Annotated in this window: 22 protein-coding genes; 15 read left to right on the top strand and 7 right to left on the bottom strand. The window is 66.5% G+C overall.

Annotation, left to right across the window (positions count from 1 at the left end; translation table 11 throughout):
• Positions 1–220 precede the first annotated feature (220 nt).
• Complete coding sequence (locus tag DWA33_RS15810; protein ID WP_114359039.1) at positions 221–1,099, bottom strand: HpcH/HpaI aldolase/citrate lyase family protein; 879 nt, start codon at positions 1,097–1,099, stop codon at positions 221–223.
• Positions 1,100–1,278: 179 nt separating this feature from the next.
• Here DWA33_RS15810 and DWA33_RS15805 point away from each other — a divergent pair, with 179 nt between their 5' ends.
• Complete coding sequence (locus DWA33_RS15805) at positions 1,279–1,923, top strand: carbonic anhydrase (protein ID WP_114359037.1); 645 nt, start codon at positions 1,279–1,281, stop codon at positions 1,921–1,923.
• A gap of 89 nt (positions 1,924–2,012) precedes the next feature.
• On the top strand, positions 2,013–2,228 hold the full coding sequence (locus DWA33_RS15800; protein ID WP_114359035.1) for a DUF3072 domain-containing protein: 216 nt from the start codon (positions 2,013–2,015) through the stop codon (positions 2,226–2,228).
• 68 nt (positions 2,229–2,296) lie between these two features.
• Here DWA33_RS15800 and DWA33_RS15795 read toward each other — a convergent pair whose 3' ends face one another.
• Both DWA33_RS15795 and DWA33_RS15790 read right to left on the bottom strand, forming a co-directional pair.
• On the bottom strand, positions 2,297–2,857 hold the full coding sequence (locus DWA33_RS15795; RefSeq protein WP_114359033.1) for a TIGR00645 family protein: 561 nt from the start codon (positions 2,855–2,857) through the stop codon (positions 2,297–2,299).
• 218 nt (positions 2,858–3,075) lie between these two features.
• Positions 3,076–4,110 (bottom strand): aspartate-semialdehyde dehydrogenase, encoded by a 1,035-nt coding sequence (locus DWA33_RS15790; RefSeq protein ID WP_114359031.1) that lies wholly within the window; start codon positions 4,108–4,110, stop codon positions 3,076–3,078.
• A 213-nt stretch (positions 4,111–4,323) separates the two neighbouring features.
• On the opposite strand from DWA33_RS15790, the gene DWA33_RS15785 reads away from it, so the two are divergent.
• The 3 genes from DWA33_RS15785 (at position 4,324) to DWA33_RS15775 (ending at position 6,343) form a co-directional block, all read left to right on the top strand.
• A complete protein-coding gene (locus DWA33_RS15785; RefSeq protein WP_244601314.1) occupies positions 4,324–5,043 on the top strand; it encodes a hypothetical protein in 720 nt (239 codons plus the stop codon).
• Between the two features lie 30 nt (positions 5,044–5,073).
• Positions 5,074–5,796 (top strand): hypothetical protein, encoded by a 723-nt coding sequence (locus tag DWA33_RS15780; RefSeq protein ID WP_114359026.1) that lies wholly within the window; start codon positions 5,074–5,076, stop codon positions 5,794–5,796.
• A 151-nt stretch (positions 5,797–5,947) separates the two neighbouring features.
• The gene (locus tag DWA33_RS15775; RefSeq protein ID WP_114359024.1) at positions 5,948–6,343 is read left to right on the top strand and encodes a hypothetical protein; all 396 of its coding nucleotides are present in this window, start codon (positions 5,948–5,950) and stop codon (positions 6,341–6,343) included.
• A gap of 166 nt (positions 6,344–6,509) precedes the next feature.
• Here DWA33_RS15775 and leuB read toward each other — a convergent pair whose 3' ends face one another.
• Positions 6,510–7,622, bottom strand: coding sequence for a 3-isopropylmalate dehydrogenase (gene leuB / locus DWA33_RS15770; RefSeq protein ID WP_114359062.1), 1,113 nt, complete (start codon positions 7,620–7,622; stop codon positions 6,510–6,512).
• Positions 7,623–7,842: 220 nt separating this feature from the next.
• On the opposite strand from leuB, the gene DWA33_RS15765 reads away from it, so the two are divergent.
• Positions 7,843–9,033, top strand: coding sequence for a YbfB/YjiJ family MFS transporter (locus DWA33_RS15765; protein ID WP_114359022.1), 1,191 nt, complete (start codon positions 7,843–7,845; stop codon positions 9,031–9,033).
• On the opposite strand, the gene DWA33_RS15760 is transcribed toward DWA33_RS15765, so the two are convergent.
• On the bottom strand, positions 9,030–9,878 hold the full coding sequence (locus DWA33_RS15760; protein ID WP_114359020.1) for a phytanoyl-CoA dioxygenase family protein: 849 nt from the start codon (positions 9,876–9,878) through the stop codon (positions 9,030–9,032). The two genes, DWA33_RS15765 and DWA33_RS15760, sit on opposite strands and share 4 nt — an antisense overlap.
• Positions 9,879–9,961: 83 nt before the next feature.
• Complete coding sequence (locus DWA33_RS15755) at positions 9,962–11,047, bottom strand: DUF2336 domain-containing protein (RefSeq protein ID WP_114359018.1); 1,086 nt, start codon at positions 11,045–11,047, stop codon at positions 9,962–9,964.
• Between the two features lie 334 nt (positions 11,048–11,381).
• On the opposite strand from DWA33_RS15755, the gene rimP reads away from it, so the two are divergent.
• From rimP to DWA33_RS15710, 9 genes are all read left to right on the top strand, one after another.
• Positions 11,382–12,161, top strand: a complete 780-nt coding sequence (gene rimP / locus DWA33_RS15750) for a ribosome maturation factor RimP (RefSeq protein WP_114359017.1) — start codon at positions 11,382–11,384, stop codon at positions 12,159–12,161.
• A gap of 2 nt (positions 12,162–12,163) precedes the next feature.
• Entirely contained in the window at positions 12,164–13,777 is a 1,614-nt protein-coding gene (gene nusA, locus DWA33_RS15745) for a transcription termination factor NusA (RefSeq protein ID WP_114359015.1), read from the top strand.
• A gap of 60 nt (positions 13,778–13,837) precedes the next feature.
• Positions 13,838–14,617, top strand: coding sequence for an RNA-binding protein (locus DWA33_RS15740; RefSeq protein ID WP_114359014.1), 780 nt, complete (start codon positions 13,838–13,840; stop codon positions 14,615–14,617).
• On the top strand, positions 14,610–17,252 hold the full coding sequence (gene infB, locus DWA33_RS15735) for a translation initiation factor IF-2 (RefSeq protein ID WP_114359013.1): 2,643 nt from the start codon (positions 14,610–14,612) through the stop codon (positions 17,250–17,252). The genes DWA33_RS15740 and infB overlap by 8 nt, the downstream gene beginning before the upstream one ends.
• Before the next feature lie 201 nt (positions 17,253–17,453).
• Entirely contained in the window at positions 17,454–17,867 is a 414-nt protein-coding gene (rbfA, locus tag DWA33_RS15730) for a 30S ribosome-binding factor RbfA (protein ID WP_114359012.1), read from the top strand.
• The gene (truB, locus tag DWA33_RS15725) at positions 17,867–18,973 is read left to right on the top strand and encodes a tRNA pseudouridine(55) synthase TruB (RefSeq protein WP_114359011.1); all 1,107 of its coding nucleotides are present in this window, start codon (positions 17,867–17,869) and stop codon (positions 18,971–18,973) included. Before rbfA ends, truB begins: the two co-directional genes overlap by 1 nt.
• Before the next feature lie 2 nt (positions 18,974–18,975).
• Entirely contained in the window at positions 18,976–19,245 is a 270-nt protein-coding gene (gene rpsO, locus DWA33_RS15720; protein ID WP_114359010.1) for a 30S ribosomal protein S15, read from the top strand.
• A 341-nt stretch (positions 19,246–19,586) separates the two neighbouring features.
• Positions 19,587–21,743: a polyribonucleotide nucleotidyltransferase gene (pnp, locus tag DWA33_RS15715; protein ID WP_114359009.1), complete on the top strand. Its 2,157-nt coding sequence runs from the start codon at positions 19,587–19,589 to the stop codon at positions 21,741–21,743.
• A gap of 436 nt (positions 21,744–22,179) precedes the next feature.
• Entirely contained in the window at positions 22,180–23,862 is a 1,683-nt protein-coding gene (locus tag DWA33_RS15710) for a methyl-accepting chemotaxis protein (protein WP_114359008.1), read from the top strand.
• A gap of 9 nt (positions 23,863–23,871) precedes the next feature.
• Here the strand turns inward: DWA33_RS15710 and DWA33_RS15705 are convergent, their stop codons facing one another.
• On the bottom strand, positions 23,872–24,810 hold the full coding sequence (locus tag DWA33_RS15705; protein WP_114359007.1) for a LysR substrate-binding domain-containing protein: 939 nt from the start codon (positions 24,808–24,810) through the stop codon (positions 23,872–23,874).
• Between the last annotated feature and the right edge of the window lie 156 nt (positions 24,811–24,966).

Raw genomic sequence — 24,966 nt, 5'->3', positions numbered from 1 at the left:
GCAACACCGACAGAGGCGCCCGCACCGGGTTACGGCGAGATGATCGGCCGGGAATCTACCGAGCGGCCTCTGTCGTGCTGACTATGCACCAGCACCTCGCAGATACAGGAATCTCGTCGTTCGAGGCACCTTCGGTCGCACAATAACCACGGGATTCCGGGTTCGCTCACTTCGTGAGCGCCCCGGAATGACCGTACGTTGTGACGCTTTGCTCTCGGCCCTACCGGCCCGATGTCTCGATCGCGTCGGCGATCGCGATGGTCTTCCTGGCGATCTCGGCGTGCAGCCGTTCGACCATGCGGCCGTCGAGCTGAATGGCGCCGCGGCCCTGGTTGTCGGGGTGGTCGAACGCCGCGAGGATCTTGCGGGCCTGTGCGACGTCTTCGGCCGGCGGCGTGAAGGCGGCGTTGCAGGCGTCGATCTGGCCGGGATGGATCAGGGTCTTGCCGTCGAAGCCGAGGTCGCGGGCCTGGGCGCATTCCTCGGCGAGGCCATCGACATTGCCGATGTCGCTGTAGGGGCCGTCGAGCGCGATCAGGCCGTGCACCCGGGCGGCAAGCACGCATTTCGTGATCATCGGCAGCATGGTGGAGCGGCCGGGGAGCATCCGGATGCCGGTCTCGCGCGAAATATCGTTCGGGCCGAACACGAAGCCGTCGAGCCGCGACTTCGGGTCGTGTTTCTGCGCCGCCAGCTCCTCGGCGTGCAGCACGCCGCGCGCGGTCTCGATCATGATCCAGACCCGGATCGCCGGATCGGCGCCGAGCTCGGCGAGCTTGTTGCCGACGGTGGCGATGTCTTCGACGGTCGAGACCTTCGGCACCAAGATGCCGTCCGGGCTGGCCTTCGCCGCCATCGCCAGGTCGTCCTGCCACCACGCCGTGTCCAGTGCGTTGATCCGCACCAGGATCTCGCGCTTGCCGTAGCCCTTGGCGGCCACTGCCGCGGCGATCTGGTCGCGCGCCGTGTCCTTGGCGTCCGGCGCCACCGCGTCTTCGAGGTCGAGGATCAGGCCGTCGGCGGGCAGCAGCCGAGCTTTTTCGAGCGCTCGCGCGTTCGATCCCGGCATGAACAGCAGGCTGCGGCGCGGTCGGATCATGGTTCCCCCTGACGAAACGAAAATCGCCCGAGGCGATAGCATCCCGGCCGCCGGGCCGGAAGGCTTGTTCGCGGCCGCATCCTGTGATTATCGGTGCGGGATCAGGCGCGCGCGTATCCTGGTCGCACCATCCCGCTCGCATACGCGCTGATGTTCCAACTCATGGAGAGACCGCGCCGATGACCTCTTTTCCGACGTCCCTGATCTCGGGTTACGAAGCGTTCCGAAACCAGCGGCTGCCGACCGAGCAGAGCCGCTATCGCGAACTCTCGGAGCGCGGTCAGTCGCCGGAAGTGATGGTGATCGGCTGCTGCGACTCGCGGGTGTCGCCGGAGGTGATCTTCGACGCCGGCCCGGGCGAGATCTTCGTGGTCCGCAACGTCGCCAATCTGGTGCCGGTATACGAGCCCGATGGCGGCGCCCACGGCGTGTCCGCGGCGCTGGAATTCGCCGTGCAGGTGCTGAAGGTGAAGCACATCGTGGTGCTCGGGCACGCCCAATGCGGCGGCATCAAAGCCTTCACCGACAAGACCCCGCCGCTGACCGAGAGCGACTTCATCGGCCGCTGGATGCAGATGTTCACCAAGCCGGGCGAGGTGGTCGAGCAGCGCGACCATGAGAGCGTGCAGGAGTTCCGCACCCGGATCGAGAAGGCCGCGGTGTTCCGCAGCCTCGAAAACCTGATGACCTTCCCGTGCATCAAGATCCTGGTCGAGCGCGGCAAGCTGCAACTCCACGGCGCCTATTTCGGCGTCGCCGACGGCGAGCTGTATGTACTCGAACAAGACAGCAAGCAGTTTGTGCCCGCCTTGAAGGTGCTGTGAGACGGAAGGACGTCAGTAAGGCCCGTTGTGGCGCGTCGGAACGGAGCATGAACCTCGTGCGTTGACCGGCAAACGCACGAGGTTCTGCCATGGACAATCCGAAAATCGCGACCGGCTCCAACACCGAGAAGGACCCCGACGATTGGGTCAGCGGCGACGAGCCGATGACCGGCGCACAGGCGTCGTACTTGAAGACGCTGAGCGAGCAGGCGCATCAGCCGGATGCCTATCAGGACGGGCTGAGCAAAGCCGAAGCTTCGAAACGCATCGACGCACTACGCGAGAAGGCCGGCGTGGCGAAGTGATGGCAGGGATCGCCATGGGCGGGGTTCGCGGATGGGGCTTGGTCGGAAGCGGCGTCAACGATGGACGGCTAATGTCCGCCCTTATCGCCGGCGTGGCCGCCCCAGCGGTCGGACAGCGCCATGATCAGGGTCGAGACCACGAACACCAGATGGATGCCGACCAGCCAGGCGAGCTTGGTGGTGTCGTAGCCGGTATCGAGGTTCATGAATGCCTTCAGCACCTGAATCGCCGAGATCGCGACGATCGAGGCGAGCAGCTTCTGCTTCAGCCCGGCGAAGTCGACGCGCGTCATCCATTCCGGCCAGTCGGGATGGTCGCCCGGATCGATCCGTGAGACGAAGTTCTCGTAGCCGGAAAACACCACGATCAGCACCAGATTGCCGGTCAGCGACACGTCGATCAGGCTGAGCACGCCGAGGATGATGTCGGACTCCTTGGCGAGGGTGGCGTGCAGGATCAGTTCGCCGAGCAGCACCACGAATTTGTACAGCAGCACCAGCAGGCTGATCACCAGGCCGAAATAGAACGGCGCCATCAGCCAGCGGCTGTTGAACAGCACGGTCTCGAAGCCGCGTTCGACGCGCTTGGCGGCGGAGGTGGGCGTCGGCGATGGGGGCTGGTCGGTCATGGCGTGGCCGTCGGCGGTGGAGCTCGCGTCAGCTTAACGCGCCGGCGCGATTTCGTCAGTACCGTTGCGCACCATGAAAGCAGATGACCGGGGACGAGCCCCGGCCATCGCAAGATCCGTGGGGCGGCAGAGGCGCGTCGCGCCGTGCCCACCCGTCACATGGCTCGGTCGTGCGTGGGCACGTGCTACGCGCTCTGCCCACACTGCCGAGTTGATGACTACGCCGCTTTCTTCTTGGCGGTGATCAGCTTGCGGTTGATCAGCACTTCGGCGATCTGGATCGCGTTCAGCGCCGCGCCCTTGCGGAGATTGTCGGACACGCACCACAGCACCAGGCCGTTCTCCACCGTCGCGTCCTCGCGGATGCGGCTGATGTAGGTGGCATCCTCGCCGGCGGCTTCGTACGGCGTGACGTAGCCGCCCGGCTCGTGCTTGTCGATCACCAGGCAGCCCGGCGCCTTGCGCAGGATCTCGCGCGCTTCGTCGGCGGTGATCGGGTTCTCGAACTCGATATTGACCGCTTCGGAATGGCTGACGAACACCGGCACCCGCACGCAGGTCGCGGTCAGTTTGATCTTGGGGTCGAGAATCTTCTTGGTCTCGGCCATCATCTTCCACTCTTCCTTGGTAAAGCCGTCTTCCATGAAGACGTCGATCTGCGGGATGAGATTGAAGGCGATCCGCTTGGGGAATTTCTTATTCACCAGCTCGTCGTTGGTGTAGACGGCCTTGGTCTGCGAGAACAGTTCGTCCATCGCATCCTTTCCGGCCCCCGACACCGACTGATAGGTCGACACCACCACCCGCTTGATCTTGGCGTGGTCGTGCAGAGGCTTCAGCGCCACCACGAGCTGCGCGGTCGAGCAGTTCGGATTGGCGATGATGTTCTTCTTGGTGAAGCCGGCGGCGGCCGCGGCGTTCACTTCCGGCACGATCAGCGGCACGTCCGGGTCCATCCGCCACGCGCTGGAGTTGTCGATCACCACCGCGCCCTGCGCGCCGATCTTCGGCGACCATTCGGTCGACACGGCTCCGCCGGCCGACATCAGGCAGATGTCGACGTCGCTGAAGTCGTAGTGCTCGAGCGCCTTGCATTTCAGGGTCTTGTCGCCGTAGCTCACCTCGACGCCGACCGAGCGACGCGATGCCAGCGCCACCACCTCGTCGGCCGGGAACTTGCGTTCGTCCAGAATGGCGAGCATCTCACGCCCGACATTGCCGGTCGCACCCACTACTGCGACTTTGTAACCCATCGTTCACTCTCCGAAGGAATTTGCTCCGCTGCGGCAGGCCGCAACAAGGAGAAGTCAGCGCTTCTATGCGAGAAACGCCGCGGACACAACGTAGTACCCATTCGAGCCCGCGCAATGCGAAGCAACCCGGCCCTCCGCGCTGCCGCCTCCCGCTCCCGGATTGATCCGGCGCTGGCCGGCTTCGCCGCCGAATGCCGGGACACGATATTGCGGATGCTGGCCTATGTCGGGGCGCTGGCGCTGATCGGGATCGTGGTGTTCTACGCCGCCAATCCGCTGACCGACGCAGCGATCACCGCCGCCACCATTGCACCGACCGCTCCGGGATGGAGCGTCGCCGATCGCTCGTCCCCGGCCTTCGCCGTCAGCCAACTCGACTGGCCGGGAAAATCCGAAACCCACGAGGTGCTTCGGCATCCTGACGGCGGCCGCAAGGACATCGTGCGGATCGCCGCGCCGGGCGAACCGGCGGCGGCCGAAATCGAAATCTACCGGGCCGGCGGCGAGACGACGCGAACGACCGCGGAAGCCGAACTGGTCGCCCGGATGGACCCGGGCGGAACGGCGGCAGTCGAGACCGCCGGGGTGATCGACAGTAAATTCGGCCCGGTGCCCCTTTTCAGCCTGACCGGCGGCGACGCCCCAGCCGGCGCCTGCCTCGGCTTCGTCAAGCCGATCGCGGCCGCGAAGTTGCGGATCTCCGGCTTCTCCTGCCGCGGCGACACGCGTCCGGAGCGCCGCGCCGCGATCGCCTGCATGCTCGACCGGCTGGTGCTGCTGTCGGCCGGCGGCGACGCCGCCATCGCCGACGTGTTTGCCCGGGCCGAGCTGCGTCGCGGCGGCTGCGACCGCGCCGCCCGGCCGTCCGTCGCAGCCGACTGGATTTCTTCCGCGAACGACCCGGCGCTGCGAGGCCGGCTGTCGCTCAATTGATTGGCTCAATTGATTGCATGGGGTGCCGCGATGAGTGATCAGATCCGGGCGACCATCGGCTACGCCGGGACTGCGATCCGCTATGCCTTCCTGCTGGTTGGCACCCTGTTCTTCGGGATCGTGGCGCTGGCGGTGTGGCGCGGCTGGAGCGTGGTGTCGAGCATCGTTCCGATGGCGGCGGAGCCGGTGCAGGTTGCGGTGCCGGAGCTGGCGCGGTTGAAGCCGAGCAGCAAGGCCTGGAAATCCGGTCTCGGCTGGCAGCAGGAGGTGCAGTACGGTCGGATCTACGACCGCGACACCGACTTCCGCCTGCTGGTGACGATGCCGTCGCAGACCGTGCAGAATCTGTCCTCGGCGTCGTTCTATCAGCTCCCCGACATCCGCGAGTTCGCGCGCGCCCGCTACGCCTATCCGGCGATGCATTACGATCTCGAGACGCGGTTCGGGCCGGTCCGCGCCGCCCATTTCGAGGCGGAGGTCGACGGCCGGACCAAGCTCTGCATGGGTTTCGCCAGCCGGTTCGACACCGGCAGCTTCACCTATCGCGGCTGGTTCTGCGAGGCCAACGGCGCCCGGCCGAGCCCGTCGGCGCTCGCCTGCATGCTCGACCGGATCGTCATCAAAGGCCGATTGCCCTCGGCCGAGGCCCAGGCCTTCGTCGAAACCATGGTCCGTCGCCCGGGCCGCTGCTCGGCCGATCCGGTGTCGCAGACCGTCGATACCCGGCCGGCGCGGCCGCCGCGGCGGCTCTGAGCGGCCCCGGCACCGATTCGCAAGCGGCGGTTAACGCGCTGGACTTCATGCAACATTTTGGCACGCCGGAGATTGAAGGATTGTCAGGCGGTGTTGCCGGATTGACCTTGTGGCGGCCCCGCGCCGGCGGCTACAAAGGGCCTGACTCGAAATGTGCCTGCCGATGGGGACTCCGATGCTCGTGAAATCCACTGCCGCCAGACTGTTGCCGGTGCTGCTCGCGGCAGCCGCCGTCGCCGTGATCGGCGCCAGCACTGCCGATGCCGCGCCGAAGAAGCGGGGGTACACCTCAGACCAGATCCGCTACGGCGCCCGCGGCCCGAACCGGGTCTATCAGGCCGGCCCGCGCACCCGGGTTTACGTCACCAAGCGATCCTGGCTCGATGCCGGCACCGAAGTGCAGCCGGGCGAGCGCCACTTCTCCGACTATGCCTTCCCGCCGGGCTATTCGTTCGCCCGCGAGAACGGCCAGCGCCCGATCGATCGCCAGCCGCTCAACCCGGCCTCCGATCTCGGCGGCTATCCGACCGGATTCCCGCTGTACTGATCCGGCCGCGGCACCTTCCGCCGGCTGTCACCACCCCAGAAACGACTACGCCCGCCGATCCGGCGGGCGTTTGTGTTTCCTGCTGCAACGTCGCCGCCGGGCTCCCCGGCGGTCCATCGCATACTCGGGAGAGCGGGTTCGCGAGGCAAGCCCGCGAGCGCCGGCGTCAGCCGTGCAGCGCCTGCAGTTCGGCGACGATCGCTTCGCCCATCTGCGAGGTCGACACCACCGTGGTGCCTTCGCTCTTGATGTCGGCGGTGCGCAAGCCCTTGGCCAGCACCACGGCGATCGCGGCGTCGAGCTTGTCGGCGAGGGCGCCCATGTCGAGCGAATAGCGCAGCGCCATGCCGAACGAGGCCAGCATCGCCACCGGGTTGGCCATGCCCTTGCCGGCGATGTCCGGGGCCGAGCCGTGCACCGGCTCGTACATCGATTTGCGCTTGCCGGTCTTGGTGTCGATCTCGCCGAGCGAGGCCGACGGCAGCATGCCGAGCGAGCCGGTCAGCATCGCGGCGATGTCGCTCAGCATGTCGCCGAACAGATTGTCGGTGACGATGACGTCGAACTGCTTCGGCCACTTGACGAGGTTCATGCCGCCCGAATCGGCGAGCTGATGCTCGAGCTGGACGTCCTTGTATTCGCGGTCGTGCACGGCGGTGATCACCTCGTTCCAGAGCACGCCCGTCTTCATGACGTTGCGTTTCTCCATCGAGGTCACCTTGTTGCGGCGCTTGCGGGCGAGGTCGAAGGCGACCCGGCCGATCCGCTCGATCTCGTAGGTGTCGTACACCTGGGTGTCGACCGCGCGTTTCTGGCCGTTGCCGAGATCGGTGATGGTCTTCGGCTCGCCGAAATACACGCCGCCCGTCAACTCGCGCACGATCATGATGTCGAGGCCTTCGACCACGTCGCGCTTGAGGCTCGAGGAATCCGCCAGCGCCGGATAGCACACCGCGGGCCGCAGATTGGCGAACAGGCCGAGATCCTTGCGAAGCCGCAGCAGGCCGGCTTCAGGGCGGGCGTCGTACGGCACGCCGTCCCACTTCGGGCCGCCGACCGCGCCGAAGATCACCGCGTCGGAAGCCTGCGCCAGCGCCATGGTGGCGTCGGTGATCGCCACCTTGTCGGCGTCATAGGCGGCGCCGCCGACCAGGCCGTGCTCGGTCTCGAAGCTGGCGACGCCGGCCTGGTTGAGCCAGTCGATCAGCCGGCTGACCTCGGCCATCACTTCGGTGCCGATGCCGTCGCCGGGGAGAAGAAGCAGTTTGTGCGTTGCCATGATCGGGTCCTTGCAAGCGTCATCGCCGGGCTCGACCCGGCGATCCATCGTTTCGAGAAGGATGGATGCCCGGGTCGAGCCCGGGCATGACAGGAAGAAATGAATTCGTGGGGCCGAGTGCTAGATCGCCGGTGCCGGCTTGGCAAGACAGTGTTGCCGCGGCAGCGTGTTGCGGGTGGGGCGCATTCGCTGTCACAATGACCGCGCCGGAGACCCATCCTTGACTCTGCTCGACCGCACCGAGGCGGCGCCCGCTCATCCCGCGCGCCTGATCCTGATCCTGTCGCTCGCCCCGACCGTAGGGCTCGGGATCGGCCGCTTCGCCTATTCGCTGCTGCTGCCGGACATGCGCGACAGCCTCGGCTGGTCGTATTCGGCGGCCGGATTCATGAACACCATCAACGCCGCCGGCTATCTCGTCGGCGCGCTGGTGACCTCCCGGCTGGTCGCCCGGTTCGGTATGGCGGCGATCGTCCGCGCCGGCACTCTGGCCTGCGTCGCCTCGCTGGCGCTGTGCGCGCTGTCGGGCAATTTCGTGCTGCTCTCCGCCGCCCGGCTGATCGCCGGGATCGGCGCGGCGCTCGCCTTCGTGGCCGGCGGCGCGCTCGCCACCACCATCGCCCAGGCGCAGCCGGCGCGGTCGGCGTTTCTGCTCAGCCTGTTCTATGCCGGCCCCGGCATCGGCATCCTGTCATCGGGGCTGATCGCGCCGTTTCTCCTGCAGGCGGCCGGCCCCGGCTCGTGGTGGCTGGGATGGCTGGTGCTCGCCGCGCTGTCGGCCGCGATGACGCTGCCGGTGCTGCTGGCGCCGATCGGGGTCGATGCCGGGCTCGGCGGCGGCCGTGTCGCGCCGTTCAAGGTTCTGCCGGTGCTGATCTATCTGGCCGGCTACTTCATGTTCGGCGCCGGCTACATCGCCTACATGACGTTCATGGTCGCCTATGTGCGCGATGCCGGAGGCGGCGCCGCGGCACAGAGCGCGTTCTGGTGCCTGATCGGGATCAGCGCCTTCGTCACGCCCTGGGTGTGGCGCCGGGTGATGGCGCTGCATCGCGGCGGGCTGTCGACCACCATCATCCTGGCGGTCAATGCGGTCGGCGCAGCTCTGCCGCTGTTCAGCCTGTCGCCGTTGATGCTGGCGACCTCGGCGCTGGTGTTCGGGGTGTCGTTCTTCGCGGTGGTGGCCTCGACCACCGCCTTCGTCCGCTTCAACTATCCGCAGGCGGCCTGGCCGGGTGCGATCGCCGCGATGACGATCTCGTTCGGGATCGGCCAGACCCTCGGCCCGCTGGTGGTCGGCGCCATCACCGATGCGATCGGCAGCCTGTCATCCGCGCTCGCCGTCTCCGCCGCAACGCTGGCGCTCGGCGCCGCGCTGTCGGCGTTCCAGCGGCCGCTGCGCCACGACTAGTTCGGTGCCTGCGCGGCCAGCCGCGCATTGCGCACGTCGGTCGCCTCCCAGACCATGCGCTTACCACGTTCGCGGCCGAGCAGTTCGATTGGATCGTGATTGTCGATGTGGCCGAACTGGCCCTTGTACACGCTGTAGCCGCACAGCTCCTGCAGGCGCCGCGGAAACCGCTGCGCGATCTGCCGCGGAATCCCGAGCTGCAGGTTCTCCTGCTGCCGCATCCACCCCCAGCAATAGGCGCAGGAGAACGCGAAGCGACGCGCCTCCGAGGTGTTGGCGCCGCCGCCGTGCCACAGCGCGCTGTCGAACAGCATCACGCTCCCGGCCGGCATCGTGGCGGTGACCGCGTCGTAGTCCTGGCCGTAGACCGGCGACGACTCGTACTTGTGGCTGGCGGGAACGATCCGGGTCGCGCCGTTGGCCGCGGTGAAGTCGGACAGCGCCCAGATCGCGTTCAGCGTGATCGGAATATGCGGCCGCTGCAGCGGAATCAGCTGGGTGTCCTCGTGGATCGGCTGCGCCTCCTGCCCCGGCCCGAGCACCAGCGAGCAGAACGACGACAGCAGGCACTCTTTGTCGAGCACGGCTTCGACGATCGGCAGCACGGCGCCGTGCAGCGGCACCTGCCAGAACACCTCGTCATAGGTGAGCAGGTTGTTGACCCGCAGCGTCTTGAAGCCTTCGAACGAGGTCTTGGCACAACCGAGCTGATGCTCGCGCTCGATTCTTTCGACCGCACCGATCAGCGCCGCGACCAGTTCCGGATCGACGGCGCGCTCGATCACGGTGTAGCCGTCGTCGCGGATGCGCCGGGCATGCGCGGTGATTTCAGCATCGCTGAGCATCGATCGTCCTCCCTGGCCGGCGCTGTCGGCGCGCCGTTTTGCCAGCATAAGAGGAAATCCGCCGCGCTGTCAGCAGGGCCGCTTCAGGCGTCGGCTTGCCGGATCTTCCAGAAGCCGAGCACGCGCTGTGCCGTCGACGGTGCCAGCCGCTCGAAATTGTGCTGCGCTTCTTCGACGTCCGGGCAAGCGGCCGACCGGTCCGGTCCGAGCCGCAGCCCGATCAACGCCCGCACGGTCGCCCAGCCGAATCCGAGCGCCTTGCCGAGGATCAGCACCGGGTCGTGGCGTTCGCCGGACATCAGTTGGTCGAGCGTCGAGATCCGCGTGCCGGTCATGGCCGACAGCGCCGCGACGGCGTCCTCGTATTGATGCGCCCTGGCGAACCCGAGCACCGTGGCTTCGTTGAGTTCGCCCTTGTTGTGCAGGCTCACCACCAGACGCTGCGCCGCGCCGAAATCGCGCTGAACTGCCGGCTGCCGGGACTCGCCGGCGAGTTCGCGCATCGCCCGGTTGATCGCGATCCGGGCGCTCGGCCGGGCCGTTTCGAACAGCCGCCGGCGCACCAGATCGCTCGAGCACGCCAAGAGGTCCTTCAGTCGCGGCGGCGACAGATCATCCCGCGCGCCGACCGCGATCGCCAGGACGCCGTCCTGGGCGGCGCGGCGGATCAGGCCGTTGAAGCCGGTGGCGGAGAACTCGGCACCGGCGTTGCCGGCGACCTTGCGCACCACGTCGCGATCGCCGCGACGTACGATCACGTCGGTGACCGGAGGCGAGATGCTGGGGCGCTCGGAGATCGCCAGCAGATGGGTCTGGCCGCGCAGCCGGGCGAGCTCGACCAAGGTGGCGTCGTCGATCATCATCGATCGCCGCAGCAACGGCCCGGCGATGCCGATGTCCTCGTCGTGGACCAATTGCCGGACCAGCTCCGGCGGCGCATTGGCTATCTCGGAGAACCGCCGTGCCAATTCGCTGCGGACTTCGACGTCGATCTCCGGCACCAGCGTCAGCAGGATGCCGTCGAACAGCGCGACATGATCGGGCCGGAAGCTTTCGGCGCCGCGGACGTACAGGTCGGAAATCCGGCGCACCGCGTCGGCGCGGCGGACGGGGTCACCCTGCCTGACGATGTCGTCGAGTTCCGGGAGCAGAGAATTGGCGGCAGACATCCATTGTTCTCGCGGCGGGCCGCATCGGCGGGCCGGAACCTAAAGGGCTGGCGTGAACGAAGCGTTGAGCCGCCCAGTGGCATTTGCGGTCGGCGGCGAAGCGCGGGCTCGCCCACGCGCCGGACGGCTCTTGTCGCTGAGGAGAAAAAGCGCTATATCGGCGCTAGTTCGAAATTCTCATACGATCCGTATCGAGAGTGGGCCCTCCGGGACCCGCTCTTTTTTATTACCTGGATCGTAGCACGTGGACCGCCGCACCTCCGGGCGCGATGCCTCCATTCACCACCATGATACCGTTTACCGGCGAGACCTTAGTAACGCTTTGACCCAGGACATGACCGAGCCGACCCCTGCCGTTCCGGAGACCGATGACTTGGCCGAACCGCGCCTGGTGATCGAGCCCGGCGTCGCGGCACGGTTCTGTGCAGTCGCCGAGCCGGTATTGATGGCAATGGGTTACCGCCTGGTCCGAATCAAGGTGTCGGGCGAAGCCGGCTGCACGGTGCAGATCATGGCGGAGCGGCCCGACGGCACCATGTTGATCGACGATTGCGAAGCGGTATCGCGGGCGCTGTCGCCGGTGCTCGACGTCGCCGACCCGATCGAGCGTGCCTATCGGCTGGAGATTTCGTCACCCGGGATCGACCGCCCGCTGGTGCGACGCTCGGATTTCGCCCGCTATGCCGGGCACTTGGTCAAGATCGAAATGGCCGTGGCGCACCAGGGCCGGAAGCGATTTCGTGGCCTGCTCGACGGCGTCGAGGGCGACGCGGTGCGGATCCAGCGCGACGAAGCCCCCAAGGGCGAGGACCCGCTGGTGCTGCTGCCGATGCACGACATCGGCGACGCCCGGCTGGTGCTGACCGACGAACTGATCGCCGAATCGATGCGCCGCGGCAAGCAGGCCGAACGTGACCTGAAGCAGAGCCTCGGGCTGGCTCCGGAGCCGCCGCCGCACGCCAAGCGTAGCGATCCGAAAAAGAGCAACGCACCGAAGCCGAAGGCGAAAGCCGCCAAGGCGGCCAAGAAGCCGCTGCCGCAGAACACCAAGCAACACCGCCTCGCCGCCGACAGAGCGCGGCGCGGCGAGATCGACACCTCTGAGGGAGACTGACCATGGCCGTCAGCGCCAATAGGCTGGAACTGCTGCAGATCGCCGATGCGGTGGCTCGCGAAAAAACCATCGACCGCGGCATCGTGATCGCGGCGATGGAAGACGCGATCGCCAAGGCGGCGCGCGCCCGCTACGGCTCGGAGACCGACGTTCACGCCGAGATCGACCCGAAGAAGGGCGAGTTGCGGCTGTCGCGCCATATGCTGGTGGTCGAGCAGGTCGAAAACCCCGCCAACCAGATCTCGCTGAAGGACGCGCAGCGCGCCAATCCGGGTGCGCAGATCGGCGATACCATCGCCGACACCCTGCCGCCCTTGGAATACGGCCGTATCGCCGCCCAGTCGGCCAAGCAGGTGATCGTGCAGAAAGTGCGCGAGGCCGAGCGCGACCGGCAATACGCCGAGTTCAAGGACCGCATCGGCGACATCGTCAACGGCGTCGTCAAGCGCGTCGAATACGGCAGCGTGATCGTCGACCTCGGCCGCGGTGAGGCGATCATCCGCCGCGACGAGATGCTGCCGCGCGAGTCGTTCCGCAACGGCGACCGCGTCCGTGCCTACGTGTTCGACGTCCGCCGCGAGACCCGCGGCCCGCAGATCTTCCTGTCGCGCACCCATCCGCAGTTCATGGCGAAGCTGTTCGCGCAGGAAGTGCCGGAAATTTACGACGGCATCGTCGAGATCAAGGCGGTGGCCCGTGATCCGGGTTCGCGCGCCAAGATCGGCGTGGTATCACGCGACTCCTCGGTCGACCCGGTCGGCGCCTGCGTCGGTATGCGCGGCTCGCGCGTGCAGGCGGTGGTGAACGAGCTGCAGGGCGAGAAGATCGACATCATCCCGTGGTCGCCGGACATCGCCACTTTCGTGGTCAACGCATTGGCTCCCGCCGAGGTCTCCAAGGTCGTGATCGACGAAGACCGCGAGCGGATCGAGGTTGTGGTTCCGGACACCAATAACCAACTATCCCTTGCGATCGGTCGTCGCGGCCAGAATGTGCGACTCGCTTCTCAGCTCACCGGTTGGGACATCGACATCCTGACCGAGAGCGAAGAATCCGAGCGCCGCCAAGCCGATTTCGAGAAGACCACCCGGGCCTTCATGGATGCGCTGAACGTCGACGAGGTCGTCGGCCAGCTGCTCGCCTCGGAAGGTTTCACGTCCGTCGAAGAGCTCGCGCTGGTCGACAGCCGCGAGCTGGCGTCGATCGAAGGTTTCGACGAGGAAACCGCCGCCGAGCTGCAGACCCGGGCGCGTGAATATCTCGACCGCGTCGAGTCGGAACTCGAGGCCCGGCGTACGGAACTCGGGGTCGAGGACGCGCTCAAGGACGTCCCCGGCGTCACCTTGAAGATGCTGGTGAAATTCGGCGAGAACGACGTCAAGACGGTCGAGGATCTGGCCGGCTGCGCCACCGACGATCTGGTCGGCTGGACCGAGCGCAAGGACGGCGCCGAGCCGGTGAAGTATCCGGGCATCCTCGACGGCATGGAGCTGTCGCGCGAGGAGGCCGAGCACCTGATCATGCAGGCCCGCGTCAAGGCCGGCTGGATCGACGAGTCGGAGCTCGCCTCCGGCGACGAACCCGTGGACGAAGCGTCCGAAGCCGAAGCGGAGTGATCTGCGATGGCTCGTGACCCGAATCCGCGCAGCACGTGAGATGAAAGGCCTGCTGCACCCATGCTTGCTGCCTTACCCGGCGCAGATCTCGACGACGGACCGCGGGCCAAGGCGCCCGCGACCGAGCGGATGTGTGCGGTCACGCGGCAGGTGCGGCCGACCGGAGAACTGATCCGGTTCGTCGTCGGCCCGACCGGCGAGGTGGTGGCCGATCTGAAGCGCAAGCTGCCGGGTCGCGGCCTGTGGGTGACGGCGTCACGGGAGCTGGTGACGCAGGCGGTCCGCCGCCGCGTCTTCGCCAAAGGTTTCAAGCGCGACGTCAAGGCGCCGACAGACCTGGCCGACGCGATCGAGCGACTGCTGGTGCGGTCGGCCCAGGATGCGCTGGCGATCGCCGCCAAGGCCGGCCAGGTGGTCAGCGGGTTCGGCAAGGTCGAGGCCGCGCTGAAGAGCCGCGAGGCGGTCGCGGTGGTCCACGCCGCCGACGGCGCCGCTGATGGAATTCGAAAGCTGGACGGGCTTTGTCGGCAAATCGACGGAGATGCGACCGCGGGCCGCAAATTTCCGCGCATCGCCGCGCTCAGCTCTGCAGAATTGGATTTGGCATTAGGCCGGTCAAATGTGATACATGCTGCCCTGCTTGCGGGCCCGGCCGGACAAACATTCCTGTCGCGCTGCCAGATACTGGTCCGATACCGGCTGGCGGGCGACGGCGATGCCGATGTGGCCACGGCAGGAACGCCGATCGACACGCCGAAAGACGCTGCTGACCAAGACGCCGCTGACGAAGTCCGTGCGAACGCGCACAACGTTGAGAGATTGGGACTACTGAATGGTTGATACGAAAACTCCTGGCGACAAGACTCTGACGATGCCGACCAAGACTTTGACGCTGAAGCCGCGCGTCGAGCAGGGCGTCGTGCGCCAGAGCTTCAGCCACGGCCGTAGCAAGCAGGTGGTGGTCGAAAAGCGCGGCAAGCGCCGCATTGGCGGCGACGAGCCGGCTGCGCCCGCGGCGCCTGAAGTCGCGAAGAAGCCCGCGCCGGCACCGGCCGCGCCGAGCCGGCAGCAGCCGTCGCGCCCAGCGCCGCAGCAGTCGCGCAGCGGTATGGTCCTGCGCACCCTGACCGAGGACGAGCGCACCGCCCGCGCCACTGCGCTGGCCGACGCCCGCGTGCGCGAGGTCGAGGAGCGCAAGCAGGCGGAAATCGAAGCGCAGCGCCGCGCCGAGCAGGAAAAGATCGAGAAGGCCGAGCGCGAGGCCGCAGAGGCGCGTCGCAAGGCCGAGGAAGAGCGTCACCGCCAGGAAGACGAAGCCAAGCGCAAGGCCGAGACCGAAGCCAAGAAGCGGTTCGGCGATGCCGAGCCGGCCAGGAAGCCGGCAGAGACCACCGCGGCCGCTCCGGCGCGACCGGCGACGACGACGACTGCACGGACGCCCGCTCCGGCGGGCCGTCCCCCGGCGGTCGCGGCCGAAGCCGGCGACGACGACGAAGCTCCGCGGATGATCCGCCGTCCCGGCGGTCCTGCCCGTCCGGCGCCGCCGCCGAAGCAGCCGGCCGCCAAGCCCGGCGCGTCGAAGCAGCGCGGTCGTCTGACCGTCGTCACCGCGCTCAATGCCGACGACGTGCGCGAACGTTCGATCGCCTCGTTCCGCCGCCGCACCCAGCGGCTCAAGGGCCACGCCTCGAACGAGCCGAAAGAAAAGTTGGTGCGTGAAGTCGTCATCCCCGAAGTGATCGCGATCCAGGAACTCGCGAACCGCATGTCGGAACGTGCGGTCGACGTGATCCGCCTGCTGATGAAGCAGGGCGCGATGCACAAGATCACCGACGTGATCGATGCCGACACCGCGCAGCTGATCGCCGAAGAGCTCGGCCACAGCGTCAAGCGCGTCGCGGCGTCCGACGTTGAAGAGGGTCTGTTCGACGTCGTCGACGACACCACCGACACCGAACCGCGTTCGCCGGTGGTGACCGTGATGGGCCACGTCGACCACGGCAAGACCTCGCTGCTCGACGCGCTGCGCCACGCCAACGTGGTGTCGGGCGAAGCCGGCGGCATCACCCAGCACATCGGCGCCTATCAGGTGACTTCGCCCGAGACCGGCACCAAGATCACCTTCATCGACACCCCCGGCCACGCCGCGTTCACCGCGATGCGCGCCCGCGGCGCCAAGGTGACCGACATCGTGGTGCTGGTGGTCGCCGCCGACGACGGCGTGATGCCGCAGACCATCGAGGCGATCAATCACGCCAAGGCGGCCGGCGTGCCGATCATCGTGGCGATCAACAAGATCGACAAGCCGGACGCCAAGCCGGACCGGGTCCGCACCGACCTGCTGCAGCACAACGTCCAGGTCGAATCGATGGGCGGCGACGTCGTCGACGTCGAGGTTTCGGCCAAGAACAAGATCAACCTCGACAAGCTGCTCGAGATGATCGCGCTGCAGGCCGAAATCCTCGATCTGAAGACCAACACCACCCGCCCGGCCGAGGGCACCGTGATCGAAGCCAAGCTCGATCGCGGCCGTGGTCCGGTCGCCACCGTGCTGGTGCAGCGCGGTACCCTCAAGGTCGGCGACATCATCGTGGCCGGCGCCGAGATGGGCCGCGTCCGCGCGCTGATTTCGGATCAGGGTGAGACCGTGCAGGAAGCCGGTCCGTCGGTGCCGGTCGAAGTGCTCGGCTTCAACGGCCCGCCGGAGGCCGGCGACCGCCTCGCGGTGGTCGAGAACGAAGCCCGGGCCCGCGAGATCACCGACTATCGCGCCCATCAGAAGCGCGAAAAGTCCGCGGCGACGGCGACCGGCATGCGCGGCTCGCTCGAGCAGATGATGAGCCAGCTCAAGACCACCGGCCGCAAGGACTTCCCGCTGATCGTCAAGGCGGACGTGCAGGGCTCGCTCGAAGCGATCCTCGGCTCGCTGGAGAAGCTCGGCACCGACGAGGTCGCCGCGCGCATCCTGCACGCCGGCGTCGGCGGCATCAGCGAGAGCGACGTGACGCTGGCCGAAGGCTTCAACGCCGTGATCCTCGGCTTCTCGGTGCGCGCCAACAAGGAAGCCGCTGCGGCCGCCAAGCGCAACGGCATCGAGATCCGCTACTACAACATCATCTACGATCTGGTGGACGACATTAAGAAGGCGATGAGCGGTCTGCTCGCGCCGACCCTGCGCGAGACCATGCTGGGCAACGCCCAGATCCTGGAGATCTTCAACATCTCCAAGGTCGGCAAGGTCGCCGGCTGCCGTGTCACCGACGGCACCGTCGAGCGCGGCGCCAATGTCCGCCTGATCCGCGACAATGTCGTGGTGCACGAAGGCAAGCTGTCGACCTTGAAGCGGTTCAAGGACGAAGTGAAGGAAGTCGTCGCCGGCCAGGAATGCGGCATGGCGTTCGAGAACTACACCGACATGCGGGCCGGCGACGTCATCGAGTGCTACCGCGTCGAGACCATTCAGCGCTCGCTGTAAGTCCGATTCTTACAGTCGAGCACTGACAGCTCGTCCTTCGAGACGCCCGGCTGCGCCGTTCGCGCGCCGCCGGGCTGCTCGGGACGAGAAACAGGACCTGATCCCAGGTGATCAGAGTCGAGCCAACCGCAACCCTCATGGCGAGGAGCGCAGTCGATCCGACTGCGCGTCTCGAGCCGTGAGTTCATTGGAATCCGAGTCATGTCTCGCCATCATCAGAAGAGTTCCCCGCCCGGCGGCTCGACCCGCTCATTGCGCGTCGGCGAGCTGATCCGCCACGCCGTCGCCGAGATCCTCACCCAGGGCGGGGTGCACGACCCGGTGCTCGAGACTCACCTGGTTACCGTGCCCGAGGTGCGGATGTCACCCGACCTCAAGCTCGCGACCATCTACGTGATGCCGCTCGGCGGCCGAGACGAACAGCTCGTGCTCGACGCGCTCGAGCATCACAAGCGCTTCCTGCGCGGTGAAATCGCCCACCGCGTCAATTTGAAATTCGCCCCCGAACTCCGCTTCCGCATCGACGAACGTTTCGCCGAGGCCGAGCGGATCGACAAACTGCTGCGCTCGCCGGCAGTCCAGAAAGACCTCGAATCAGATTCGGACCAGAATTGATGACCGTGACCACCCCCGACGCCCTGCTCGCCCCGCACGACGCGCAGCACGCCGGCGCCGCCGATGCTCCGCCCGCAGCCGCCCGCAAGCCGCGCGACAACAACGATCCGCGCAACGCCGCGCGTGGCGGCGGCAACGGCAAACAGCCGCGCCGCGACAAGCGCGACGTCCACGGCTGGGTGGTGCTCGACAAGCCGATCGGCATGACCTCGACCCAGGCGGTGGCCGTCGTGAAGCGGCTGTTCTCGGCCAAGCGCGCCGGCCACGCCGGCACGCTCGACCCGCTGGCGTCCGGCGGACTGCCGATCGCGATGGGCGAGGCGACCAAGACCGTGCCGTTCGTGATGGACGGTCGCAAGCGCTACCGGTTCACCGTGGCCTGGGGTGAGGAGCGGGATACCGACGATACCGAGGGCCGGGCCGTCGCAACCAGCCCGGATCGGCCGACCGCCGCGGCGGTCATGGCGCTATTGCCGCAGTTTACCGGCGTAATCGAGCAGATCCCGCCGCAGTATTCGGCGGTCAAGATCCAGGGCGAGCGCGCCTACGACTTGGCGCGCGACGGCGAAGTCGTCCCGCTGGCCCCGCGGCCGGTCGAAATTCACGAATTAACCCTTGTGGATCATGGCGATGATGGCCGCTCTGTGTTCGAGGCGGAGTGCGGCAAGGGCACCTATGTGCGGGCGCTCGCCCGGGACATGGGCCGGCTGCTCGGCTGCTACGGCCATATCTGCGCGCTGCGCCGCACCGTGGTCGGGCCGTTCGACGAGGCGGACATGATTCCGCTGGAAGAATTGCAGGCTTTGTGCGATAGAGCCGCGTCCGGCGAGGGTAGCCTCGCCGACGCGCTACTGCCCGTTGAGACCGCGCTGGACGACATCCCGGCACTGGCCGTCACTCGGGCTGATGCGGCAAGGCTCCATCGGGGTCAGGCCGTTTTGTTGCGCGGACGGGATGCGCCTCATTGTAGCGGCACAGTCTATGTCACGGTGGCAGGCCGGCTTCTGGCCCTCGCCGAACTCGGCAATGGCGAGCTCATCCCCAAGCGCGTGTTCAACCTCACCGGGCTGACTGCCAGCTCGGCCGTTCGCAAGGAAAGTATCTGACGATGTCGATTACCGCAGAACGCAAAGCGGAAGTCATCAAGTCCAGCGCCACCAAGACCGGTGATACCGGCTCGCCCGAGGTCCAGGTCGCGATCCTGTCGGAGCGCATCAACAACCTGACCGCGCACTTCAAGACCCACACCAAGGACAATCACTCCCGTCGTGGGCTGTTGAAGCTGGTGTCGACGCGCCGTTCGCTTCTCGACTACATCAAGAAGAAGGACGAAGCGCGCTACAAGGCGCTGCTCGAGAAGCACGGCATCCGTCGCTGATCGATCGCGTCCGCCGGCTTTGGTCTGGAAGCGGTGCGCCGCTTCCAATTCGCCGCGCCGGCCGAACCACCACAAGGGAGCGCACAGTTCGCCCCTTGTGTTTCGCTCAGCCGCATCCGGCGGCTGGGCCGTCAACGGGCCCAAGGCCCGCTCCGCGGGGCCGGCGACCAAAGGTGGTCGCGATCCCGCACCCGGGAGGACCGAGCGCCATTCCCACCTTAAGACCATGGCAGGATCGCCGGACGCTGTGCACGCTTCGCTGCCAGCGTCCGGCCATCTTGGCATGGTCTTTTGGTATCTGGCGTCCGGTCGGCTCGGCATCCGCATGAAAGAAGGATCCGATGTTCAATCAGCATTCCGTCGAAATCGATTGGGGTGGCCGTCCCCTCAAACTTGAAACCGGCAAGATCGCCCGTCAGGCCGACGGTGCCGTCGTCGCCACCTACGGCGAGACCGTGGTGCTCGCCACCGTGGTGGCCGCCAAGGCGCCGCGCGAAGGCGTCGACTTCCTTCCCCTCACCGTCGACTACCAGGAGAAGGCCTACGCGGCCGGCCGTATTCCCGGCGGCTATTTCAAGCGTGAAGGCCGTCCGACCGAAAAGGAGACGCTGGTCTCCCGCCTGATCGACCGCCCGATCCGTCCGCTGTTCGCCGACGGCTGGCGCAACGAAACCCAGGTGATCGTCACCGTTCTCAGCCACGACATGGAGAACGATCCCGACGTGCTGTCGATGGTCGCCGCCTCCGCGGCGCTGACGCTGTCCGGCGTGCCGTTCCGGGGCCCGATCGGCGCCGCCCGGGTCGGCTTCATCAACGACGAATACGTGCTCAACCCGGTGCTCGACGAGATGGCCGAGACCCAGCTCGAGCTGGTGGTCGCCGGCACCGCCGACGCGGTGCTGATGGTCGAATCCGAGGCCAAGGAGCTGTCGGAAGAGATCATGCTCGGCGCCGTGATGTTCGGTCACCGCCACTTCCAGCCGGTGATCGACGCGATCATCGAGCTCGCCGAAAAGGCCGCCAAGGAGCCGCGCGAGCTGATCGAGATCGACAATTCGGCGATCGAGAAGGAAATGCTCGGCCTGGTCGAGCAGGAGCTGCGCGCCGCCTACGCCATTCCGGTCAAGCAGGACCGCTACGCCGCGGTCGGCAAGGTCAAGGAGAAGGCGATCGCGCACTTCTTCCCGGAAGGCCAGGAGCCGCAATACGACAAGCTCCGCATCGCCGGCGTGTTCAAAGAACTCGAGGCCAAGATCGTTCGCTGGAACATCCTCGACACCGGCAAGCGCATCGACGGCCGTGACAGCAAGACCGTGCGCAACATCCTGGCGCAGGTCGGCGTGCTGCCGCGCACCCACGGGTCGGCGTTGTTCACCCGCGGTGAAACTCAGGCGCTGGTGGTCACCACGCTCGGCACCGGCGAAGACGAGCAGTACGTCGACTCGCTGGCCGGAACGTACAAAGAGACGTTCCTACTGCACTACAACTTCCCGCCCTACTCGGTCGGCGAGACCGGCCGCCTCGGCGGCACCAAGCGCCGCGAGATCGGCCACGGCAAGCTGGCGTGGCGCGCGATCCATCCGGTGCTGCCGCCGCATCACGAATTCCCTTACACCATCCGCGTCGTCTCGGAGGTCACCGAGTCGAACGGCTCGTCGTCGATGGCGACGGTGTGCGGTTCGTCGCTGGCGCTGATGGATGCCGGCGTGCCGTTGAAGCGGCCGACCGCGGGCATCGCGATGGGTCTGATCCTGGAAGGCGAGCGGTTCGCGGTGCTCTCCGACATTCTGGGTGACGAAGATCATCTCGGCGACATGGACTTCAAGGTCGCCGGCACCGAGGTAGGCATCACCTCGCTGCAGATGGACATCAAGATCGCCGGCATCACCGAAGAGATCATGAAGGTGGCGCTCGGCCAGGCCAAGGACGGCCGCATCCACATCCTGGGTGAGATGTCCAAGGCGCTCGACCGCGCCCGCGCCGAGCTCGGCGAGCACGCGCCGCGCATCGAGACCTTCAAGATCCCGACCGACAAGATCCGCGAAGTGATCGGCACCGGCGGCAAGGTGATCCGCGAGATCGTCGAAAAGACCGGCGCCAAGGTCAACATCGAGGACGACGGCACCGTCAAGGTCGCGTCGTCGGACGGCGAGTCGATCAAGGCCGCCATCAAGTGGATCAAGTCGATCGCGTCCGATCCGGAAGTCGGCGAGATCTACGAAGGCACCGTGGTCAAGGTGATGGAGTTCGGCGCCTTCGTGAATTTCTTCGGCGCCAAGGACGGTTTGGTGCACATCAGCCAGCTCGCCGCCGGCCGCGTGCAGAAGACCTCGGACGTCGTCAAGGAAGGCGACAAGGTCAAGGTCAAGCTGCTCGGCTTCGACGACCGCGGCAAGACCCGGCTGTCGATGAAGGTGGTCGACCAGACCACCGGCGAAGACCTCGAGGCCAAGCAGAAGGCGGAGGGCGAAGCCCCGGCCCAGGCCGCCGGCGAGTAGTTCCTCTGCCGAGCGGATCGGCAAGAGACCAGGAGGGCGGCCGTCAGGCCGCCCTTCTTGTTTGTCGTGCGATCGACGCGACTGGTAACGACCCGATGCGTCGCTTTGCCACGTAGATGCCGATGCAGCCGAACGTGCGAGCGCACCTCGTAGTCCTCCCAGGGCGCGCCACACTTATGACGTGCATCATCTGATCCTTTCGGCCTCAATCAATCCCCAGGGTTGAGTAGCCTCATCGGTTTCGTCCGCCGAATGCCGCAATTACTTAATTCGAGAAAATTCCCATTCACAAACTGAGCGGCAGTAGACCAAACGGAGCTAGTCGAACGTTAAATTTCTGATGGGAGATTGCCGGCCTGAGCAGTGAGCCGGCACGTTCGGATGATCGACCCGGCGGCATGTTACTTCGCTGCACCGAAGCCGAGGTTCTCCTGAAATGTTTCCATTTTCCAAGCGCCGCGCATTCGATGCCGATAAGGCGATGGTCGCCGCAATCAATCGCTCTCAGGCGGTGATCGAGTTCGATCTCGACGGCAACGTCATCGACGCCAACGAGAACTTTCTGAATACGCTCGGCTATGCGCTGTCGGAGATAAAAGGCAAGCACCACCGAATGTTCGTCGATCCGGCCGAGCACGACAGTGCCGCCTATCGGGACTTCTGGACGGCGCTCCGCTCGGGACAGTTCCAGGCCGGCGAGTTCCATCGGATCGGAAAGGACGGCCGGGACGTCTGGATTCAAGCGTCCTACAATCCGATCCTCGACAAGGACGGCAAGCCGTGCGGCATCGTGAAGTTCGCTGCCGACATCACCGCGGCGAAGACGCATTCACTGGAGGAGGCCGGTAAGCTGACGGCGATCGGCCGCGCCCAGGCGGTGATCGAATTCGCCATGGACGGCACCATCCTCACCGCCAATGACAATTTTCTCTCCGCGATGGGCTACTCGCTCGCCGAGATCAAGGGCAAGCATCACAGCATGTTCGTCGAGCCGTCGGTACGCGACAGCCGCGACTATCGCGAGTTCTGGGCGCGGCTCAATCGCGGCGAATACTTTCCCGGCGAGTTCAAACGGATCGGCAAGGGCGGCAAGGAGATCTGGATCCTCGCCTCCTACAATCCGATCCTCGATGGCCGCGGCAAGCCGTTCAAGGTCGTGAAGTACGCCACCGACGTCACCGCACAGAAGCTGACGACCGCGGACATTTCCGGACAGATCGATGCGATTCGTAAATCCCAGGCGGTGATCGAATTCGGTATCGACGGGACGATCCTGGACGCCAACGACAACTTCCTGCACGCGCTCGGCTATACGCTTGCCGAGATCAAAGGGCGGCATCACAGCATGTTCGTCGAACCGCACGAGCGCGAGAGCGCCGCGTATCGGGCGTTCTGGGCCGCGCTCGGCCGCGGCGATTATCAGGCGGGCGAATACAAGCGGATCGGCAAGGGCGGCAGGGAAGTCTGGATCCAGGCGTCCTACAACCCGATCCTCGATCTCAACGGGCGGCCTTTCAAGGTCGTCAAATACGCGACCGATACCACCCGTCAGGTGCTCACCCGGCTCGGCAACGAACGCGTCCGGGCGATGATGGAATCGGTCGCCGCCGGTGCAGAAGAATTGAACGCCTCGGTGCGCGAAATCTCCGAAGCGATGACCAAGTCGCGTGACACCGCGATGAACGCCGTCGGCGAGGTCGATGCTGCCGATTCCCAGGCCAATCAGCTCAACAACGCCGCCCAGGCGATGAGCGGCATCGTCGAACTGATCAATCACATCACCGGCCAGATCAACCTGCTGGCGCTCAACGCCACCATCGAGTCGGCCCGTGCCGGTGAGGCCGGGCGCGGCTTCGCGGTCGTGGCCGCGGAGGTGAAGAATCTCGCCAACCAGGCCAAGCAGGCGACCGACAGGATCGGTACCGAGATCGGCAACCTCACCGGAATCTCCGGCGACGTCGTCGGCGCGCTCGGCAAGATCAAGACCGCGATCCAGAACGTCAGCGAGTACGTCAGTTCCACCGCCGCCGCGGTCGAAGAGCAGAGCACGGTGACCAGCGAGATGTCGTCCAGCATGCAGCGCGCCGCGGCCGAAGCCGCCGCGATCGCGGCCGGCTGAGCGAACAGCTCAGGCGACCGCCGTCTCGGCCGGCCCGGGACCGCCGATCCCCTGCTTCACCACGTCGCCGAACGATTCGAAATCCCCGCGGCGGGGTGAGGTCTTGCGGAACACGAGGCCGACGCTGCGGCCCGGTTGCGGGCGGCGCAGCCGCAGAAACTTCACCCGCGAATCGCGGCGTTCGACCTCGGCGGCGATCTGCGGAATCAGCGTGATGCCATAGCCGCCGGCGACCATCTGGATCACCGTGGTGAGGCTCGAGGCACCGAAGCTGGCGGTGCCGGCCCCGCCCATCTGGATGCCGCGGTTGCGCGCGGTGGCGCAGAACGCCAGCGCCTGGTCGCGCAGGCAGTGACCATCCTCCAGCAGAATCAGCCGTGACTGGTCGATCTCCTCGACGCCGATCGGGTGGTTTTCCGGGCGCGGATCGTTAGCGGGGACCGCGAGCAGGAACGGGTCGTCGAACAGCGGCAGCGCGTCGAGGTCGGAATGACCGGTGGGCAGCGCCAGCAATGCGGCGTCGAGCACGCCGCTGACCACGTCGGCGACCAGCTGCCGGGTCTGGCTTTCGCGTAGTTCCAGCCGCAGTTCGGGGAAGCGCTGCTGCAGCAGCGGCAGTACTTTCGGTAGCAGATACGGCGCCAGCGACGGGATCACCCCGAGGCTGAGCCGGCCGGTGAGCGGCCTGGCGCGGTGGCGGGCGAAATCGACCAGGTCCCGGGTCGCCGCCAGCACTTCTTCGGCACGGCGGGCGATCTCCCGGCCGACATCGGTGAGGAACACCTCGCCCGGGCGGCGTTCCACCACTTTGACCCCGAGCGTCCGCTCCAGTTCGGCGATCTGCATCGACAGCGCCGGTTGGGTCACCGAGCAGGCATCGGCGGCGCGGCCGAAATGGCCGTGCCGGGCCAGGGCCGACAGATAGCGAAGTTGCCGCAGGGAGATCATGCGATCAGTTTATCTGATCGTAAGACAAAATCAATTCGACTGGACCTGATCGTAGAACTGCTCCAAGGTCGTGTCGCCGGCTTCCGGAACACAATCTCCGGACGCAACCCGGCCAACACAACACATTCACCCCAGGACGTGACGCCGCGGGAGATC

Origin of the sequence: Rhodopseudomonas pentothenatexigens (assembly GCF_900218015.1) — a bacterium.
Taxonomy (GTDB): Bacteria; Pseudomonadota; Alphaproteobacteria; order Rhizobiales; family Xanthobacteraceae; genus Rhodopseudomonas; species Rhodopseudomonas pentothenatexigens.
The sequence above is the reverse complement of the archived record's forward strand: the minus strand, read 5'-3'. Positions and strand labels throughout refer to the sequence as shown.